Source organism: Gemmatimonadota bacterium (genome assembly GCA_016714015.1).
GTDB lineage: Bacteria > Gemmatimonadota > Gemmatimonadetes > Gemmatimonadales > Gemmatimonadaceae > Pseudogemmatithrix.
This window is the reverse complement of record JADJNZ010000001.1, coordinates 1,022,059-1,038,872: the sequence shown is the minus strand read 5'-3', so window position 1 is coordinate 1,038,872 and position 16,814 is coordinate 1,022,059. Positions and strand designations below refer to the sequence as shown.

Sequence of the window (16,814 nt, the reverse complement as noted above, 5' to 3'; positions counted from 1 at the left end):
GGGGAATCTACTCCAGCCTGAGCTGCGTGAAGCGCTCGAAGAGATCGCGCTCGAGCGCGACGCGGAGCGCGTCGATCTCGATCGTCTCCAGCACCTCCGCCGCGAAGGCGTAGGTGAGGAGCGCGCGGGCGCTCTCGGCGCCGATCGCGCGGCTCTTCAGGTAGAAGAGCGCGAGCTCGTCCAGCCGCCCGATCGTCGCGCCGTGCGTGCACTTCACGTCGTCGGCGAAGATCTCGAGCTGCGGCTTGGTGTCCACGCGCGCCTTCTCGGAGAGCAGGAGCGCCTTGTTGGTCTGCTTGCCGTCGGTCTTCTGCGCGATGGGGTCGACGTAGACCTTGCCGTTGAAGACGCCGTGCGACTCGCCGTCGAGGATGCCCTTGTAGAGCTCGCGCGACGCGCAGGCCTCGGCGAGGTGCTCGACGAAGGTCTGGTGGTCGGCGTGCTGCGGACCGTCGAGGACGTAGAGCCCGTTGAGGCGCGCCTCGCCGCCGGTGCCGGCGAGCTTGGTGTAGATGTTCGTGCGCGAGAGGGCCGCGCCCGCCGCGAACGAGAACGAGTGGTAGATCGAATCGCGGCCCTGCGTCACCTGCACCGTGCCCACGTGGAAGGCGTCGATGCTCTCGCGCTGGATCTTGTAGTGGTCCACGCGCGCCCCGTTGCCCACCGAGACCTCGGCGACCGCGTTGACGAGGTAGGCCGGCGTGCCGATCGCGGCGTAGCTCTCGATGACCGTGAGCTGCGCGAGCGGCTCGGCGACGACGAGGAGGCGCGGATGGATCGCCCCCCCCTCCGCCTGCGCGTCGGTGATGTGCAGGATGTGGAGCGGGACCTCGACGACCTCACCCTTGGGCACGCGGACGACGACACCGTCCTGCATGAACGCGGTGTTGAGGGCCGTGAAGGCCGCGCGGTCGAAGCCGGCGAGCGAGCCGAGATGCGACTCGACCCAGGCCGGCTCCTCGCGCAGCGCCTCGGAGAGCGGGCTCACCTGCACCTCGGCGGGGAGGCCCGAGAAGTTGGAGAGCTGCGGCTCGAGGCGGCCGTTCACGAAGACGAGGCGATGCCACTCGGCGTCCACGAGCCAGGGCTCGAGGTCCGAGAGGGAGAGCGTGGTCGGCGCGGGCTTGATCGCCTTGAAGGTGCGCTCGGCGATCGGCGTGACCGAGGTGAAGTGCCAGTCCTCGTCCCGCGTGGTGGGGAAGCCGAGCGCGGCGAAGCGCTCGAAGGCCTTCTGGCGCAGCGCGGGGAGCCACGACGGCCCCTCGCCCCCGCCGTTCGTCGCGGCGGCGGCGAACTGGTCGGCGTACGTCGGGACGGTCACGGTCAGACGCCCGCCGGCTCGAGGAGCCAGTCGTAGCCCTTGGCCTCGAGCTCGAGCGCGAGCTCCTTGCCGCCGGACTTGATGATGCGGCCGCCGGCGAGCACGTGCACGTGGTCGGGCACGATGTAGTTGAGGAGGCGCTGGTAGTGCGTGACCACGATGGTGGCGGTGGTCGGCTTCTTGAGCTTGTTCACGCCCTCGGCGACGATGCGGAGCGCGTCGATGTCGAGGCCGGAGTCGGTCTCGTCGAGGACCGCGAGCTTGGGGGCGAGGACCGCCATCTGCAGGATCTCGTTGCGCTTCTTCTCGCCGCCGGAGAAGCCGGCGTTCACGGAGCGCTGCATCATCGTGGCGTCCATCTCCACGACCTTGAGCTTCTCCTCCATGATGTCGAGGAACTCGATGGGATCGACCTCCTCCTCGCCGCGCGCCTTGCGGAGCTCGTTGTAGGCGGCGCGGAGGAAGTAGGCGTTGGTGACGCCGGGGATCTCGACCGGATACTGGAAGGCGAGGAAGACGCCGGCCTGCGCGCGGATCTCCGCGTCCATGTCGAGGAGGTCCTGGCCCTCGTACTCGATCGTGCCGCTGGTCACCTCATAGCCGGGGTGGCCGGCGATGACCTGCGCGAGCGTGGACTTGCCGGAGCCGTTGGGGCCCATGATGGCGTGCACCTCTCCGGCGTTGATCTGGAGGGAGATCCCCTTGAGGATCTCCTTGGAGCCGGCGGAGGCGTGGAGGTCGGTGATCGTGAGCATATGACTGCGGATGAAGGCTGAATGATGAAAGTTGAATGCAACGTCGATGCGGGGGTGGTGCGCGATGCGGCGGGGAGAAGGATGTCGTTCACTTTCATCCTTCATCCTTCAGCCTTTATCCCAGCGTCACCCGACGCTGCCTTCGAGCGAGATCCCCAGGAGCTGTTGCGCTTCCAATGCGAACTCCATCGGCAGCTCCTTGAACACTTCCTTGCAGAACCCCGCCACGATGAGCGAGATGGCGTGCTCGGCGTTGAGCCCGCGCGCCTTGCAATAGAAGATCTGGTCCTCGCCGATCTTCGAGGTCGAGGCCTCGTGCTCGAGCGTCGCGGTGCTGTTCGCGACCTCGATGTACGGGAAGGTGTGCGCGCCGCAGGCGTTGCCGATGAGCATCGAGTCGCACTGCGTGTAGTTGCGCGCGCCCTCGGCCTTGGGGAGCACCTTCACCTGGCCGCGGTAGGAGTTCTGCCCCTGGCCCGCGCTGATGCCCTTGGAGATGATCGTCGAACGCGTGTTGCGGCCGATGTGGATCATCTTGGTGCCGGTGTCGGCCTGCTGCTTGTTGTTCACCACGGCCACCGAGTAGAACTCGCCGACGGCGTTGTCGCCCTGCAGGATCACCGAGGGGTACTTCCAGGTGATCGCCGAGCCGGTCTCGACCTGCGTCCACGAGATCTTGGCGTCGGTGAGCGCCTTGCCGCGCTTGGTGACGAAGTTGTAGATGCCGCCCACGCCGTCCTTGTCGCCGGCGTACCAGTTCTGCACGGTCGAGTACTTCACGGACGCGCGGTCGAGCGCGACGATCTCGACGACCGCGGCATGGAGCTGGTTGGTCGCGCGCTTGGGGGCGGTGCAGCCCTCGAGGTAGCTCACCGACGCGCCCTCGTCGGCGACGATCAGCGTCCGCTCGAACTGGCCGGTGTCGGCCGCGTTGATGCGGAAGTACGTCGAGAGCTCGAGCGGGCACTTCACGCCCTTCGGGATGTAGACGAAGGAGCCGTCGGAGAAGACGGCCGAGTTGAGCGCGGCGAAGAAGTTGTCCGAATAGGGGACGACGGAGCCGAGGTACTTCTGCACGAGCTCGGGGTGGTTGTGCACCGCCTCGCCGAAGGAGCAGAAGACGACGCCGACCGCGGCGAGTTCGGACTTCATGGTGGTGCCGACCGAGACCGAGTCGAAGATCGCGTCCACGGCGACGCCGGAGAGGCGCTTCTGCTCGGTGAGGGAGATGCCGAGCTTCTCGTAGGTCTTGAGGAGCTCCGGGTCGACCTCATCGAGGGACTGGAGCGGCTTCACCGACTTCGGCGCGGAGTAGTACGTCTGCGCCTGGTAGTCGATGGGCTCGTAGGTGACGTTGGGCCAGTGCGGCTCGGTCATCGTGAGCCAGCGGCGGTACGCCTTGAGGCGCCACTCGAGGAGCCACTCGGGCTCGTTCTTCTTGGCCGAGATGAGTCGGACGGTCTCTTCGGTGAGTCCGCGCGGGATCGTGTCCGACTCGACGTCGGTGACGAAGCCGTACGCGTACTCCTTGTTGACCAGCGATTCGATCGAGGAGCTCATGGGTGCAGCGGGTTCAGGGGTCGGGCGAGATAGACTAGCAATCTAGTCGGATTTGACGCCGAGTTCAAAGAACGCAGCAGGGTTGGAAAAGGTGCGAAGCCGCGGCGATCCCTGGGCGCGGCACGGCGGGCAGGATCACGGGGACCAGCGGCGATCCTTCGCGGAACAAACGATGTCATGTGGAGTCTATCCGCATGACATTCAACGACTTATGTCATTTCACCGCGCGGGAGCACCAAGCAGCGGCTCCTCCACGGCACCGTAGACCTCGACGCGGTTCCGTCCGAGGGCCTTGGCCCGGTACATCGCCTTGTCGGCGTGCTGCACGGCCGCCGGGACCGTCATTCCGTCCGCCAGCGGCGCGATCCCGCCGCTCACGGTCATCCAGACTTCCAGATCGTTGCTCACCGGGATGGAGGTCTCGCCCACCGCCTTCCGCACGCGCTCGATCGCCACCAGCGCCTGCTGCGGACTCGTGTCGGGGAGCAGCACCACGAACTCCTCGCCGCCGATGCGCCCCACGATCTGCTCCTGGCGCAGCGTCTCCTCGATCCGCTTGGCCACCGCCCGCAGCACGTCGTCGCCGATCGCGTGCCCATGCGTGTCGTTCACGTCCTTGAAGTGATCGAGATCCAGCAGCGCGATCGCCACCGGCTTCCCGCGGCGTCGGCTGCCGGCGATCACCGGCTCGATGTCCTCGAAGAACGAGCGGCGGTTCTTCAGTCCGGTCAGCTCGTCCACCATCGCCAGGTCGCTCATCCGGGAGAGCATGAGCTCGAGCTGGACCCCGCTCGCCTTCGCCTCCTGCAGCAGCCGGTCGCGCTCCACGAGCACGCGCACGTTCTCGACGAACTGGTCCCAGCTCGTCCGGGTGAACCAGAAGGCGCAGGCGGTGAAGACCGCGATCGCCGCCGGGAGCACCGGTGACGCCCCCATGAACGTCAGCGCCTGCCCCAGCAGCGTGAGCATGAACGGGAGCCAGAACGCCATCGATGCGTAGGGCGACGACGAGAAGAACGAGACGGAGCCGGCGCAGAGGCCGGACATGATCATCACGAGCGTGGCACGCTCCTCGCTCCCGCCGGCGGGGAAGAGCACGAACGCCGCGACCGCCCAGAGCACCCCCGCCGCGCCCGAGAAGACGGTCGCGCGCCACTCGTTCCCGATGCTCACCCGCGTCGGCCGCGCCTTGTGCCGCAGGCGTCGCCAGCTGAGGATCGCCGGCGTCCACAGCATGAACTGCAGCGCGACGAACGCCACGAGCACCGTGCGGAACACCTCCTCCCAGTAGATCACGGCGATGAACGTCGCCAGCAACGGGTTCGCCGCGAAGACCGTCGGCAACTGGCGCACGCGCGCCACCGCCTGCGAGACGCGGATCTCGCGCAGCAGCGCTTCGGACGGGTCGGGGACGGTGAACCGCATGGGAACCCCTATGGTATTGCGGCGACGGCCCAAGAGCCAGACGTTCGGGGGATGCACGACCCCTTCCCCCCGGAGGCTCCATGCAGTTCCTGACCGACCTGTGGGTCCCGATCCTCGCCAGCGGCTTCGCCATCTTCGTGATGTCGGCGCTCGTCTGGACCGTCCTGCCCAACCACAAGACGGAGTTCGGCGCGCTCCCCACCGAGGATGCGGTCATGGCCGCGATCCGCTCCGCGGGGGTCCCCCCGGGGCGATACGTCATCCCCTGGTTCGGCGAAGGGGAGATTCTCAAGACCCCCGAAGGGCGCGCGAAGGTCGAGGCCGGCCCCATCGCCTACATCACCATCGCCCCACGCGGCATGCCGAACATGGCGCGCAACATGGGGCTCTCGCTCCTCTCCTCCATCGTCGTCTCGGTCTTCGTCGCCTACCTCGCCTGGCACACCCTGCCCGCCGGGAGCGACTACCGCGCCGTCTTCCGCGTGACCGGAACCGCCACCTTCATGGCCAACGCCCTCGGCTACATGGCCGAGTCGGTCTGGTTCGCGCGGCCGTGGAAGAGCTTCGCGATCCAGTGCTTCGATTCGCTGCTCTATGCACTGATCGCCGGCGGGATGTTCGGGTGGCTGTGGCCGTGAGACTCAGATGAAGGCTGAAGGATGAAGGGGGCGAGGCCGTTCGGCCTCGCCTTTCCATCACACAGGCTCTGGAATGCGCGAAGGGCAGGCCGCACGGCCTGCCCCCCTTCCTCCTTCAGCCTTCATCCCATCTCACATCGCCGTCCTCACCTTCGACACCTCCGCCCGCCCGATCGTCCCCTGATCGGTCCCGAACCAGAGCAGTCCCGTCTTCTTGTCGAAGTACATGTGCCGGATGACGTTGTTCTCCGGCCGTCCCACCGGCGTGCTCGCGAACCAGGTCCGCGTCGCAGGATCGTAGCCGAGGAGCCGCGCGCCCTTGTTCGGCACGCCCTCGGTCACCCAGATGCGGTCCTTGTCATCCGACGCCATCCCGTACGGCAGCGAGCCCGCGCCGGCCGGCATCGGGATCTCCGTCACCGCGTTCGTGCGCGGATCGACGCGCCCGAGATAGCCGCGCGTGTAGTCGGTGTACCAGATCACGTCGTCGCTCGTGACCGCGATGCGCCGGCCGCGCGCGCGCTCGTCGGGGAGCGTGATCGTCGTGACGGCCATCGTCGCCGGATCGATGTGCGCGATCTTGTTCGTGCCGAACAGATTGAACCACGGCACGCCCTTGGAGTTGAGCACGATCCCGTACGGCTTGGTCCCCTCGCCCGTGAAGACGATGCGGTACTTCCCGGTGCGCGTCTCCAGGTGGCCCACCGCGCCGGACTGCTGCGCCGTCCACCAGATGTCCCCCTTCGCGTCGAACACCATCGTGTGCGGGTCGCGCACCCGCGGGTCGGGCATCGGGAAGCGGGTGATCTCGCCGGTGCGCGGGTCGAGCTTCCCGATCATCCCGTTCCGGTTCCCCGAGTACCAGACGTTCCCGCTCGGGTCGATGATCAGGTTGTGCGGATTGGTCCCCGCGTCGATCTCGAAGCGCTTGAACTCCCCGGTGCGCGGATCGAGGCGCGCGATGTAGTTCTCCACCTGCCCCACGAACCAGACCTGCCCGTCGGGCGCGACGAACGGATCGCGCGGGCGACCCCCCGCTCCCCACGGCACCTCCCACTCGGCGTTCGGCACCGGCGCCCCCTGTGCCGCGAGCGGGGCCGGGGTGATCGCGGGGACCAGCAGCGCGGCGACGACCGAGAGCGACCGCACGTGCGACCGCACCTTCCGCGACAAAGCGAACGAAGTGAACGAGGTGAACGAAGAAGCGCGCATGCCCTTACCTCCGGATCGGATGATGACGGGCGTCACCCGAGGCGCGCCCCGACTCCCGCAGCAACGCAGGAGCCCCTCCGCACGTTGCGCTCGCGTCGCCGGAAACGCCAGCCGCGGGATGGCCGGACGCCGGAAGCAGGAAGGGCCGGCCGCACGGCCGGCCCCCCTTCATCCTTCCGCCTTCATCAAGGAACTCACCGCCCCCCATTGCCCCAGTTGACGATCGGCAACCACCGCCGCCCCGCCGGGTTCTCGCGCACGATGTTCAGCACGCCGAGCTGCACGCCGTCGAGCGACTCGGCGTAGTTCACCACCGCGATCGCGAGCCCCTTGTGGTGCCCGTTCGTGATCGTCACGCCCGACAGCATCACGCCGCGCACGTCCGCGCTCTCGAACGACCGGAAGAGCGCCGGCGCGATGATCAGCCCGCGCACCTCCTCCGCGCGCACGTAGCCGCCGATCGCGAGGCCCTCGATGCGCGGCGACCCCACGCCCACGAGTCCGATCGCCGCGCCGTGGATCCGGTCACCCGCCCCGACGCCCACGCCGCCGATCGCGATGCCGTTCACGCTGCCGCCCGCGCCGACGCCCACGCCGCCGATCAGGATGCCGCGCGCATCACCGCCCGCGCCGACGCCCACGCCGCCGATCGCGATGCCGCGCACGTCGCCGCCCACGCCGGCACCGATGCCGCCGATGAGCAGGCCGCGCGCATCGCCGCCCGCCCCCACGCCGATGCCGCCGATCGCCGCGCCGCGCAGGTCGCCGCCCGCCGCCGCGCCGATGCCGCCGATCACGATGCCGCGGATGTTGCCGCCCGCCCCCACGCCGATGCCGCCGGCCGCGAGCCCGCGCACGTTGCCGCCGACCCCGGCGCCGATGCCGCCGAGCGCGATGCCGCGCACGTCGCCGCCCGATCCCACGCCGATGCCGCCGATGGCGAGGCCGCGCACGCCGCCGCCCGCTCCGGCGCCGATGCCGCCGATGCTGATGCCGCGCAGCTCGCCGCCCGCGCCGATGCCGAGTCCGCCGAGCATGATGCCGTGCGCGTCATGCTCGATGGCGAGGCCGACCGGTGCGATGCCGAAGCCCGTGAGCCCGCCCGCACCGGTCGCGGGGAGCCCGAGGGCGAGCCCGCGCACCTCGCCGAGCTCCGCATCGCGATACGGCGTCCAGAGGGTGATGTTGGCGCCGCGCACGAGGTCGAACTCGCGGTCGCGGAAGTTGATCCGGATGCCGTCGACGCGCGGATGATGGCCGATGGAGATCACGTAGCGCGTGTCCGCGTCGCGCGGCTGCGCGATGGCGACAAGGGGCAGCGCGGCCGCGAGCGTGGCGGCGGCGACGAGCGAATGACGGAGCGACATGAAGGGCGACATCCGGAGGACTCGGGTGAAGGGTCGGTCGATGCAGGCCTTACGGCGCGTCCCGTTCCCCCGGTTTCGCGCCCCTGCCGATCTGGTCATCCCGATTCGACCGTTCGTCCCACGGAAGGGTTTGAGCGCTAGCTCGCCGCCCCGATCGCGCGCATCGCGCGCCGCAGCGCAGCCTGCGCCATCCAGACCTTGTAGCCGTTCCGCGCGAGCGGCACGGTGTCGTACATCGCGCGCTCGGCGAGCGCATCGATGCTGTCCTCGTCGAGACCGCCCGAGGCGACATCCTCCTCCACCGAGTGCGCGATGCGCCAGGGTCCCAGCCCCACGCCGCCGAGGGCCATGCGCACCGAGCCGTCGGTGCGCCGCGCCGCTGCGCAGGCGATGAGCGAAAAGTCCCACGCGCCGCGCTGGATGATCTTCTCCCAGTGCTGCACGCCATCGGCCGCGGCGGCCGGCAGCTCGACCGCGGTGATGAGTTCGCCCGCCCCGAGCGTCATCTCGCCGTGCGGGTCATCCATCGCGCCGGCGTACAGCTCGGCGATGGTGCAGCGCCGCGTCGCCCCGCCGGGGCCGGCGATCTCCACTTGCGCGTCGAGCACCTCGAGGGCGACCGCCGGGTCGGACGGATGCACCGCGTGGCAGCTCCCGCCGGGGATGATGCCGTGGTACTCATGCTCGCCGGCGTACGCGGCGCAGCGGTCGCCGCCGTTCTTGAAACAGGCGACGCCGCGCCGGAAGTACCAGCAGCGCATCCGCTGCCCGAGGTTGCCGCCGAGCGTGCCCATGTTGCGGAGCGCGGGCGACCCCACCGCCGCCGCCGCATCGGCGAGGAGCGGGAAGTGCGCGCGCACTCCGGCGTGCGCGGCGAGGTCGGCGAGGCGTACCCCCGCCCCGACCCGCGCTGACCCGTCGGTGCGCAGGGTGATGTCGCCGGCGCCGGGGAGGTCGCGGACGTCCACCACGCGCGTGAGCCGCACGACCCCTTCGTCGATGCAGGGGAGCAGGTCGGTCCCGCCGCCGATCGCGCGCGTGCCCGGATCCCCGAGCGCGGCGAGGGCGTCGGGGAGGGTGGCGGCGCGGAGGTACGCGAAGCTCGTCATATTTCGCGCGTCATGAGAGACCAGATCAGGGAACACGGCAGGGTGCTGCGGACACTCGGGCTCGGCGCCATCGCTTCGATCGTCGCGCTCGCGCCTGCGCTCACCGCGACGGCGACGATCGCGAACGCCCAGGCGTCGGCGCCGGCCACCGGAGCGGGCCCGAGCGCGACGGCGCCGACGCAGGGCGGTGCCACGGTGCGCCCCGACAGCGTGCGCCCCTACCTCGTCTTCGCGCCGACGGGCGAAAGTTGGTTCGTCGCGGCGAGCCGCGGCAAGCGGATGCTGCTCGACATCGGGCGCGTGGACCTCGAGGTCCGGAAGGACAGCGCCGTCGCGGCCGCGTATCGCGAGGCGGTGGCGGCGGCGACCCCGATCAAGGTCGGCACCGAGTTCACGCTCCGCGCGCCGTGGGGGACCGAGCGCGTGCGCGCGAGCGGCGTCGATACCTGGAATGGACGGATCGTGCTCGTGCTCGCGGGGAGCGCAACGATGGACAGCGCGGCCCAGGCGAAGGCGACCGTGGCGGCCTCGGCGTTCCGGCTCGGCGCGACCGGTGCGGCGGTGTCAGCGCCGGCGGGGGCACCGGCACCGGCGCCGACGCCCGCACTCGCGATGACCGACGCGGGCGTCGCGCCCTGCGTGCGCGCCCCGATCGCGGGCGCGTTCGCCGATCGCCTCAAGTTCGTGCGCGACTCGCTCGAGGCCTCGCTCCGGGCGCTCGGCCCGCCGATCTACGAGCGGCTCGCCAAGCGGGTGACGGCGTCGTCGTCGCGCGTGAGCGGCTGCTTCGGCGCGGGGCGTGCGATGCTCGCGGTGAGCCTCCGTGCGGGTGGCGCGGAGTGGACGCGGCAGCGCGTGGTGCTCGTGGACTCGCTCGGCCGGGCGACGCCGCTCGCGGTGGAGGACCTGCGCTTCAAGGTCCACGACCTGCTGCACGCCGCGGACCTCGACGGCGACGGGCTCGATGACGTGGCCGCGGTGGGACGCGCGCACCGCGCCGGCGGGACGACGCTCCTGCGCTACGACGCGCAGAAGAAGCGGCTCGTGCGCCTCGCCGTCGGGTTCGTGTGGGAAGACCTCTGAGGCGCCGGGCGGCGCCTCAGGGCGTCGAGGCCGCGGCCGGCGCCGGCTTCGGCGTGGCGAGCGTGAAGACGACGTAGTCGCCGAGCTTCCGCTGCGCGCGGGCATCGACCGTATCGAGGTCGGGGACCGGCACGAAGCTCACCACCGCGATCCGCGCCGACGGCGCGCGCCACTTGGCCCGCTCGGCCGTGCCGAAGCGGTAGTCCGAGTGGAAGGATCCGTTGGCGTGGATGACGAGTGCGCGCCGCTCGAGATGAGCGGCCGCGACGGCCTCGCCCATCGTCTCGTCCTTCACGCACTGCGCCTCGTAGGTGCGCCACACCATCTGGTCCGCCTGCTCGGGCGAGAGCTGCATCCCGTGGCCGCTCATGTCGCCCATCGTGGCCTTGAAGCGGTCCCAATAGGCGTCGCGAGGGCACTTGAGGTCCTTCGCAATGAACGCGCGGTCGGTCGCCGGGAGCGAATCGAGCGCCGCGAGGCCGCGGCGCGCGACGACCGAGGCGAGGCGACGCGGCACGTTGCCACCGACGACCGGCCAGCCCTTGGCGCGGGCGTACTCGACGAGCGGACGGTAGTCGGCCTGGTAGTTCGGCCAGGGACGCGCCGCGGCGAGGAAGTCGGCCTCGGAGCGGGTCCCCGCGAGGTACGCGTCGAGGCTCGGCTGCGCGTCGCGCTCGAACATCTCGAGGGCGAGCACGATCGGGCCGGTGCGGCGTCGCGCGATCGCGTCGAGCGCCGCCGCCTGGAGCTGATGGGTGCGCGGGTCGTCGTGCTGTTCGCCGAGGAAGACGATGTCGGCGCGGGCGAGGGAGGCGGCCATCGACTCGAAGTCGATGAACCGCTTCTTCTTGGTGTCGTAGACGCGGTGGGCGGCATAGCCCGCGGTCGCTTGGGAGGCTGGCACAGGCTGAGCCGCCGGGGCGGTCTGAGCCGACGCGCCGTTGAAGGCGGCCACGAAGATGACGAAAAACAGCTTTGAGCGCATTAAATATTGTATGAAAAGTGACTTTCGCTCACTGGACCGCGGCATTTGCACTATCTAAAACAGTTTTGTAGCACTAACATTGGTCATGGCAAGTTCAACGAGGCTAATCGAAGAGGCCGCGGACGAGCTCGGCCGCCTCGACGCCATTGCCGGCTATGCCCCGCCGGCCGTCGCCCAAGCCCTCCGGCTCGGGGCGATCGCCCAACTCGGCCGACTCGCCTCCGATGGGGCGAGTCCGGTCCCGCTTCACGCCCTCGCCGCGGCGGATGGGGATCCGCTGCACGATGCCGACCTTCCGGCAGCCGTCCTGCATTGGCGCGATCTCATCCGCTCCGAGGAGCGCCGGGTCCGAAGTGGTGCCCCACTCGCGTCGCAGCGCTTCGCGATCGTCGCACCCGCCCTTTCAACCTACACCGAACGGCCCCGGCTGGAAGCGATCTGGCGTGAGGTCGGGACAGAACGCCCCGTGCTCGCGCGTGCGCTCGATGCCGCGGCGTGGAGTCCCGATCCCGCGCTGGGCGAAGCGGTCGCCGCGCTGGCGCTCTGCGCCGGCGGTCGCGCTGACCACGTGCGACTGCTCCCCTTCGCCGACGTCCCGGCCGACGAGCGGCAGGTCGCGCTCGCGTCCTGGCGCGCGGGCGATGCAGCGCCGTGGGAGCGCCTCGGGCTCGCGGCGGTGGCGAGGCGCGCGCGGGGGGTGCGGCAGCGCATCGAGTCGCTGATCGGCGGGCTGGCCGACGAGACGGTGCGACTGGACGGGCTGGGGCGCGCCGCCATCACCGCGCGACGCGCGCTCGACGTGTTGCGGGTGCGATTCGTGACGACGATGCCGGCGCTCGCCGAGTCGCTCGACTGCTCGCGCCCTGCGGCGGCCGACGCGCTCGACCGGCTCGTGGCCGCCGGCGTCGCGCGCGAGGTGACCGGCCGCGCGCGCGACCGGGTCTACGCCTGGGGCGCGGCGTGCACCGTGGCGGAGTCCGCGACGACCGTCTGACTCGCGGCGGTCTCGATCATCGCGACGAGCTCGTTCATGATCGCCTTGCCGCGGTCCCGCGCATAGCGCGTGCGCAGCACCTTGTAGCGCTCGTCCTTCGACAACGCCTGCGCCTCGGCGCTTTCGAACCAGGCCTGCATCTCGGCGGGACGCGGTCCCCACCAGGCGCGCTCCACGAACTGGTCGTCGAGCAGGATCACGATGGGGATGGAACGGGTGCGCCCATTCGTGAGGTGCGCATCCATGAGCGGCAGGTGCTCGTCGCGCCGGATGAGGCGGTGGGAGAGCCGCGGCGAGCTCTCGGCGAGCGCATCGACCCAGGGCAGCGTGTTGAGGCTGTCACCGCACCAGTCCTCGGTGACGCTCAGCAGGTGCCAGTCACGGCCGGTGGCCTCGACGCGCGTGGCGTACTCCGGGGCCGCGACGGCGCGCGAGCGGGTGATGCGATAGTTGTCGACGTTCTGCGTGGCCGCGGCCACCATCTCGTCGAACGTCCAGCCGTTCTGATAGGTGTCGAGGAGCGTGTCGTCCATGGATGGAGCATCGCTCAGGCGGAATGAGGCGGGCATCGGGCGAACCTTGAATCGGAGTGGGGTGACACCCGACCTATCCGGGGCCCTCGGCCGGAGTTCCGCGGGGCGCGCCCGTGCGGGTCGCGCGCACACGTCGTGACGGGCCGTGCGCGGCGCTCGTTTAGCCGATGAGATGCGCTCAGTCCTCATCCTCGGCTTGTGCACCCTGTTGGCCGCCTGCAGCGGCGCGCGCGCCGACGCACGGCCGCGCCCGCTGACGGACGCCGAGTACCTCCGCTCGCGCGACCTGATGGTGCCGGTGCATGGCGTGAAGCGCGGCGCGCTCCGCGACACCTACAGTGCGCCACGCAGCGGCGGGCGCGCGCATCTCGCGCTCGACATCATGGCGCGCAAGGGGACGCGCGTCGTCGCGGCCGATGACGGGATCATCCTGCGGATCACGCGCAACGAGCTCGGTGGCAAGGTGATCTACCTGAGCGACCCGGCGCGGCGATTCGTGTACTATTACGCGCACCTCGACGAGTGGAAGTACGGACTCGCCGAAGGGCAGCGCGTGCACCGCGGCCAACTCCTCGGGACGGTGGGCACGACGGGGAACGCCCCCGCGAACGCGCCGCACCTGCACTTCCAGCTCATGCGGATGGGCGCGGGCGGCCGCTACTGGAGCGGCGAGCCGATCAACCCCATCCCCTACCTCCGACGCACGGGACGAGAACGATGACGATGACCGGGAAGGAACGCGCCGCGCTGCGGTCGGAGTGCAATCGCCTGCGCCCCACGGTGCATGTGGGGACGGAGGGGCTCTCCAACACGGTGACGGAGGCGCTCGACGACGCGCTCCGCACGCGCGAGCTCGTGAAGGTGCAGCTCAACAAGACCGCCGACATGTCGGCGAAGGACGCGGCGCGCCAGCTCGCGGGGCGCGTGAAGGCCGAGGTGATCCAGACCATCGGCAAGACGGCGACCTTCTATCGCATGAACCCGCAACTCAAGCGGAAGGCCGGCGTCCCGCCCTGGCGCGAGTGATCCGTTGCGCGCCGCGACCTGCGGCGCGCGTGCTGTCGCTCAGCGCACGATCGCGCCGAGTACCCGCCACGGCGTGAGCGGGAGATCGTGCACTTCGACGCCGAGCGCGTCGGCGACGGCGCCCGCGATCGCCGGCGCGGTGGGGATGATCGCCGGCTCGGCGATGCCGCGGACGCCCGCGTGGTTCGCCTGCGGATCGGCGCCGTCGAGGAAGTGCCCGTCGATCGCCGGGATGTCGGCGAGGGTCGGGATCTTGTAGTCGTGCAGGCCGACGTTGAGCGGGAGACCCCACCGCGCGTCGAGCCGCCGCTCCTCGAAGAGCGCGAAGCCGAGCCCCTGGATGATCCCGCCCTCGAGCTGCGACTCGGCGAGCGTGGGATTCACGATGCGTCCCGCGTCGTGCACGGCGACGATGCGCAGGACCTTCACCACGCCGGTCTCGACATCGACCTCCACCTCGGCGAACTGCGCGCCGGTGGTGACGATCGCCATGTCCTGCGGGTTGGGCCCGCGCGAGCCGTGCCCCTGGATCATCACGTTGCCGAGCTTGCCCGTCACTTCCGCGAAGCTCATGGAGCGGTCGGTGTCGCGCACCATCACGCGGCCGTCCTTCGTCTCGAGGTCGGCGGGGGAGACGCCGAGGAGCCCGGCGGCGGCCTCGAGCAGCGAGCGGCGCGCGTCCTCGGCGGCCATGCGTGCCGCCGGCGCCAGCGAGGCGACCGTCATCGAGCCCCACGAGTTGCCGGCGTACGGCGCGCTCTCGGTGTCGCCGAGGACGGCGCGCACCCCGTCGAGCCGATGGCCGAGCGCCTCGGCGGCGACCTGCGCGAGGATCGTGCGCGTGCCGGTGCCGAGGTCCTGCGAGCCCGCCATCACGTCGGCGGTGCCGTCGTTGTTGAAGCGCACGGTGCAGTAGCAGGGCGGGCCCCCGCCGGTGGCCCACACCTGCGCCGCGACGCCGAAGCCGCGCTTGAGATGCTTCGCCCGCGGCTTGAGGGCGGCGCGCCCGTCCCACCCGAAGCGGCGCGCCCCTTCGGCGTAGCACTCGGCGAGCCGGTTGCCGGTGTAGGGGCGATCCTTCCGCTGGTCGCGTGTCGCCAGGTTGCGCGTACGGAGCAGGAGCGGGTCGAGCGCGAGCTCTTTCGCGAGCGCGTTCATCGCGAGCTCGAGCGCGACCGAGCCTTCCGCATGACCCGGCGCGCGGAAGGCCGCCATCGCCGCGGTGTTCACGTACGTGAACGTCTCATGCGTGCGCACGTTGGGGCAGGCGTAGAGTTCGCGGAAGATCCCGCTCGGGCCGCCCTCCATCCCGCCCACGCCGAGCGGGACGCGCGCCTCGAGGTCGATGGCGACGAGGCGGCCGTCCTTCGTGGCGCCCAGCGTGACCTTCTGCCAGGAGCTCGGGCGGTTGCCGGTGTCGATCTGCTCGCCCTCGCGGTCCACCGCGCACATGACGGGGCGACCGAGGCGTCTCGCGAGCACGGCCGCGATGTAGGTGTGCGCGCCAGCGAAGTTCTTGGCGCCGAAGCCGCCACCCATCGCCTCGCAGATCACGCGCACGTCGGTGAGCGGCACACCGAGCGCCTTGGCGACGTTGTCGCGCACCCGGAAGATGCCCTGCGTGCTCTCCCAGATGGTGAGCTTCCCGCCCTCCCACTCGGCGACCGCGGCGTGCGGTTCCATCGCGCTGTGCAGCGCGCAGGGCGTGGTGATCTCGCGCGTGATCACGACCTCGGCCGCGGCGAGCGCCGCCGTGACATCGCCGCGTTCGGAGATCTCGGGCTTGCCGCCGGCGAGGTTGCTCTCGATGCGCGGACGCACGGGGCCGGCGGCGAGCGCCTGCTCGACGGTGACGGCGAACGCGGCGGTCTCGACGGTGGCGCGCACCAGTCGTGCGGCGGCGTCCGCGGCCTCCTGCGACTCGGCACAGACCGCGGCGATCGGCTGTCCGACATACGTGATGTCGGGGAAGAAGAGGCGCGTGCGCGGCGGCACGTCGGCGTGGACGATCACGTCGAGCACGCCGGGGTGCGCGCGGGCGGCGCTCACGTCGATCTCCGTCACCTTGCCGCGCGGCGTGGTGGCGCGGACGATCGCGGCGTACGCCTGATGCGGCCGGCGCAGGTCGGTGGTGTAGCCGGGATTCCCGGTCGCCTTGCGCATGCCATCGGCGCGTCGGGCACGCGCACCGACGTGCGTGAGCGGGGCATCCGGTCCCCACGGCTCGGGTTCGAAGGCCGGGACCTCCACCACGCGCTCCTCGGTGCGGCCTTCGACCTCGACCGTGGTCTTGATGAAGCGGCGCTTGGGCTCGGTCATGCGGCGGGTCCGCGGAGGGTGGCCGCGGCGCGCCGGACCGCCCGCACGATCTTCGGATAGGTGCCGCAGCGGCAGAGGTTCCCGCTCATCGCCGCGACGACCTCGTCGTCGGTGGGATCGGGATTGGTTGAGAGCAGCGCGGCGGCGGCCATGAGCTGGCCCGGCGTGCAGAAGCCGCACTGCGCCGCGTCCTCGGCGACGAAGGCCTCCTGCAGCGCATGCGGCGCGTCGGGCGCGCCGAGCCCCTCGATGGTGCGCACCTCCTGCCCGTCGCACCCGTGGGCGAGGGAGAGGCAGGCGTACACGGGGCGTCCGTCCACGAGCACCGTGCACGCTCCGCATTCCCCGCGATCGCAGGCGCGCTTGGTGCCGGTGAGCGCGAGCGTGTCGCGGAGGAGGTCGAGCAGGGTCGCGGAACCCGGCGGGTCCGCGGTGACGGGCTGGCCGTTGACGGTGAGGTGCACGTCAGGGATTTATGGGAGGATGC

At 70.7% G+C, this 16,814-nt stretch carries 16 protein-coding genes; 5 read left to right on the top strand and 11 right to left on the bottom strand.

Annotated elements, in window-relative coordinates; translation table 11 throughout:
- Positions 1-7: 7 nt before the first annotated feature.
- The 4 genes from sufD to IPJ78_04410 all read right to left on the bottom strand — a co-directional run bounded on the left by sufD (position 8) and on the right by IPJ78_04410 (position 5,061).
- Entirely contained in the window at positions 8-1,321 is a 1,314-nt protein-coding gene (gene sufD / locus IPJ78_04425; GenBank protein MBK7905792.1) for a Fe-S cluster assembly protein SufD, read from the bottom strand.
- A gap of 2 nt (positions 1,322-1,323) precedes the next feature.
- Positions 1,324-2,076, bottom strand: a complete 753-nt coding sequence (gene sufC, locus IPJ78_04420; protein MBK7905791.1) for a Fe-S cluster assembly ATPase SufC — start codon at positions 2,074-2,076, stop codon at positions 1,324-1,326.
- Between the two features lie 126 nt (positions 2,077-2,202).
- Complete coding sequence (gene sufB, locus IPJ78_04415; GenBank protein ID MBK7905790.1) at positions 2,203-3,636, bottom strand: Fe-S cluster assembly protein SufB; 1,434 nt, start codon at positions 3,634-3,636, stop codon at positions 2,203-2,205.
- Positions 3,637-3,855: 219 nt separating this feature from the next.
- Positions 3,856-5,061, bottom strand: coding sequence for a diguanylate cyclase (locus IPJ78_04410; protein MBK7905789.1), 1,206 nt, complete (start codon positions 5,059-5,061; stop codon positions 3,856-3,858).
- An 80-nt stretch (positions 5,062-5,141) separates the two neighbouring features.
- Here IPJ78_04410 and IPJ78_04405 point away from each other — a divergent pair, with 80 nt between their 5' ends.
- Positions 5,142-5,699: a hypothetical protein gene (locus tag IPJ78_04405; protein MBK7905788.1), complete on the top strand. Its 558-nt coding sequence runs from the start codon at positions 5,142-5,144 to the stop codon at positions 5,697-5,699.
- Between the two features lie 132 nt (positions 5,700-5,831).
- Here the strand turns inward: IPJ78_04405 and IPJ78_04400 are convergent, their stop codons facing one another.
- From IPJ78_04400 to IPJ78_04390, 3 genes are all read right to left on the bottom strand, one after another.
- Entirely contained in the window at positions 5,832-6,911 is a 1,080-nt protein-coding gene (locus tag IPJ78_04400) for a lyase (protein ID MBK7905787.1), read from the bottom strand.
- A gap of 194 nt (positions 6,912-7,105) precedes the next feature.
- Positions 7,106-8,278 carry a hypothetical protein gene (locus IPJ78_04395; protein MBK7905786.1) on the bottom strand — a complete coding sequence of 391 codons (1,173 nt, stop codon included), beginning with the start codon at positions 8,276-8,278 and terminating at the stop codon, positions 7,106-7,108.
- 137 nt (positions 8,279-8,415) lie between these two features.
- Positions 8,416-9,387, bottom strand: a complete 972-nt coding sequence (locus tag IPJ78_04390; protein ID MBK7905785.1) for an FAD binding domain-containing protein — start codon at positions 9,385-9,387, stop codon at positions 8,416-8,418.
- Between the two features lie 12 nt (positions 9,388-9,399).
- Here IPJ78_04390 and IPJ78_04385 point away from each other — a divergent pair, with 12 nt between their 5' ends.
- Positions 9,400-10,470, top strand: coding sequence for a hypothetical protein (locus tag IPJ78_04385; GenBank protein MBK7905784.1), 1,071 nt, complete (start codon positions 9,400-9,402; stop codon positions 10,468-10,470).
- Between the two features lie 16 nt (positions 10,471-10,486).
- On the opposite strand, the gene IPJ78_04380 is transcribed toward IPJ78_04385, so the two are convergent.
- Entirely contained in the window at positions 10,487-11,374 is an 888-nt protein-coding gene (locus IPJ78_04380) for a ChaN family lipoprotein (GenBank protein MBK7905783.1), read from the bottom strand.
- A 166-nt stretch (positions 11,375-11,540) separates the two neighbouring features.
- On the opposite strand from IPJ78_04380, the gene IPJ78_04375 reads away from it, so the two are divergent.
- The gene (locus IPJ78_04375; GenBank protein ID MBK7905782.1) at positions 11,541-12,449 is read left to right on the top strand and encodes a hypothetical protein; all 909 of its coding nucleotides are present in this window, start codon (positions 11,541-11,543) and stop codon (positions 12,447-12,449) included.
- Here IPJ78_04375 and IPJ78_04370 read toward each other — a convergent pair.
- Complete coding sequence (locus IPJ78_04370; GenBank protein ID MBK7905781.1) at positions 12,398-13,018, bottom strand: thioredoxin family protein; 621 nt, start codon at positions 13,016-13,018, stop codon at positions 12,398-12,400. The two genes, IPJ78_04375 and IPJ78_04370, sit on opposite strands and share 52 nt — an antisense overlap.
- A gap of 136 nt (positions 13,019-13,154) precedes the next feature.
- On the opposite strand from IPJ78_04370, the gene IPJ78_04365 reads away from it, so the two are divergent.
- Both IPJ78_04365 and IPJ78_04360 read left to right on the top strand, forming a co-directional pair.
- A complete protein-coding gene (locus IPJ78_04365; protein ID MBK7905780.1) occupies positions 13,155-13,703 on the top strand; it encodes a M23 family metallopeptidase in 549 nt (182 codons plus the stop codon).
- A complete protein-coding gene (locus IPJ78_04360) occupies positions 13,700-14,008 on the top strand; it encodes a YhbY family RNA-binding protein (protein MBK7905779.1) in 309 nt (102 codons plus the stop codon). Before IPJ78_04365 ends, IPJ78_04360 begins: the two co-directional genes overlap by 4 nt.
- A gap of 39 nt (positions 14,009-14,047) precedes the next feature.
- Here the strand turns inward: IPJ78_04360 and IPJ78_04355 are convergent, their stop codons facing one another.
- A complete protein-coding gene (locus IPJ78_04355; GenBank protein ID MBK7905778.1) occupies positions 14,048-16,327 on the bottom strand; it encodes a xanthine dehydrogenase family protein molybdopterin-binding subunit in 2,280 nt (759 codons plus the stop codon).
- Positions 16,324-16,800: a (2Fe-2S)-binding protein gene (locus IPJ78_04350; GenBank protein ID MBK7905777.1), complete on the bottom strand. Its 477-nt coding sequence runs from the start codon at positions 16,798-16,800 to the stop codon at positions 16,324-16,326. Before IPJ78_04350 ends, IPJ78_04355 begins: the two co-directional genes overlap by 4 nt.
- Positions 16,801-16,814: the final 14 nt, after the last annotated feature.

Excerpts from the sequence above, each read along its gene's own strand:
- sufC (MBK7905791.1), bottom strand. The coding sequence starts at position 2,076 with ATGCTCACGATCACCGACCTCCACGCCTCCGCCGGCTCCAAGGAGATC.
- sufB (MBK7905790.1), bottom strand. The coding sequence starts at position 3,636 with ATGAGCTCCTCGATCGAATCGCTGGTCAACAAGGAGTACGCGTACGGC.
- IPJ78_04410 (MBK7905789.1), bottom strand. The coding sequence starts at position 5,061 with ATGCGGTTCACCGTCCCCGACCCGTCCGAAGCGCTGCTGCGCGAGATC.
- IPJ78_04405 (MBK7905788.1), top strand. The coding sequence starts at position 5,142 with ATGCAGTTCCTGACCGACCTGTGGGTCCCGATCCTCGCCAGCGGCTTC.
- IPJ78_04400 (MBK7905787.1), bottom strand. The coding sequence starts at position 6,911 with ATGCGCGCTTCTTCGTTCACCTCGTTCACTTCGTTCGCTTTGTCGCGG.
- IPJ78_04395 (MBK7905786.1), bottom strand. The coding sequence starts at position 8,278 with ATGTCGCTCCGTCATTCGCTCGTCGCCGCCGCCACGCTCGCGGCCGCG.
- IPJ78_04390 (MBK7905785.1), bottom strand. The coding sequence starts at position 9,387 with ATGACGAGCTTCGCGTACCTCCGCGCCGCCACCCTCCCCGACGCCCTC.
- IPJ78_04385 (MBK7905784.1), top strand. The coding sequence starts at position 9,400 with ATGAGAGACCAGATCAGGGAACACGGCAGGGTGCTGCGGACACTCGGG.
- IPJ78_04375 (MBK7905782.1), top strand. The coding sequence starts at position 11,541 with ATGGCAAGTTCAACGAGGCTAATCGAAGAGGCCGCGGACGAGCTCGGC.
- IPJ78_04370 (MBK7905781.1), bottom strand. The coding sequence starts at position 13,018 with ATGCCCGCCTCATTCCGCCTGAGCGATGCTCCATCCATGGACGACACG.
- IPJ78_04365 (MBK7905780.1), top strand. The coding sequence starts at position 13,155 with ATGCGCTCAGTCCTCATCCTCGGCTTGTGCACCCTGTTGGCCGCCTGC.
- IPJ78_04360 (MBK7905779.1), top strand. The coding sequence starts at position 13,700 with ATGACGATGACCGGGAAGGAACGCGCCGCGCTGCGGTCGGAGTGCAAT.
- IPJ78_04355 (MBK7905778.1), bottom strand. The coding sequence starts at position 16,327 with ATGACCGAGCCCAAGCGCCGCTTCATCAAGACCACGGTCGAGGTCGAA.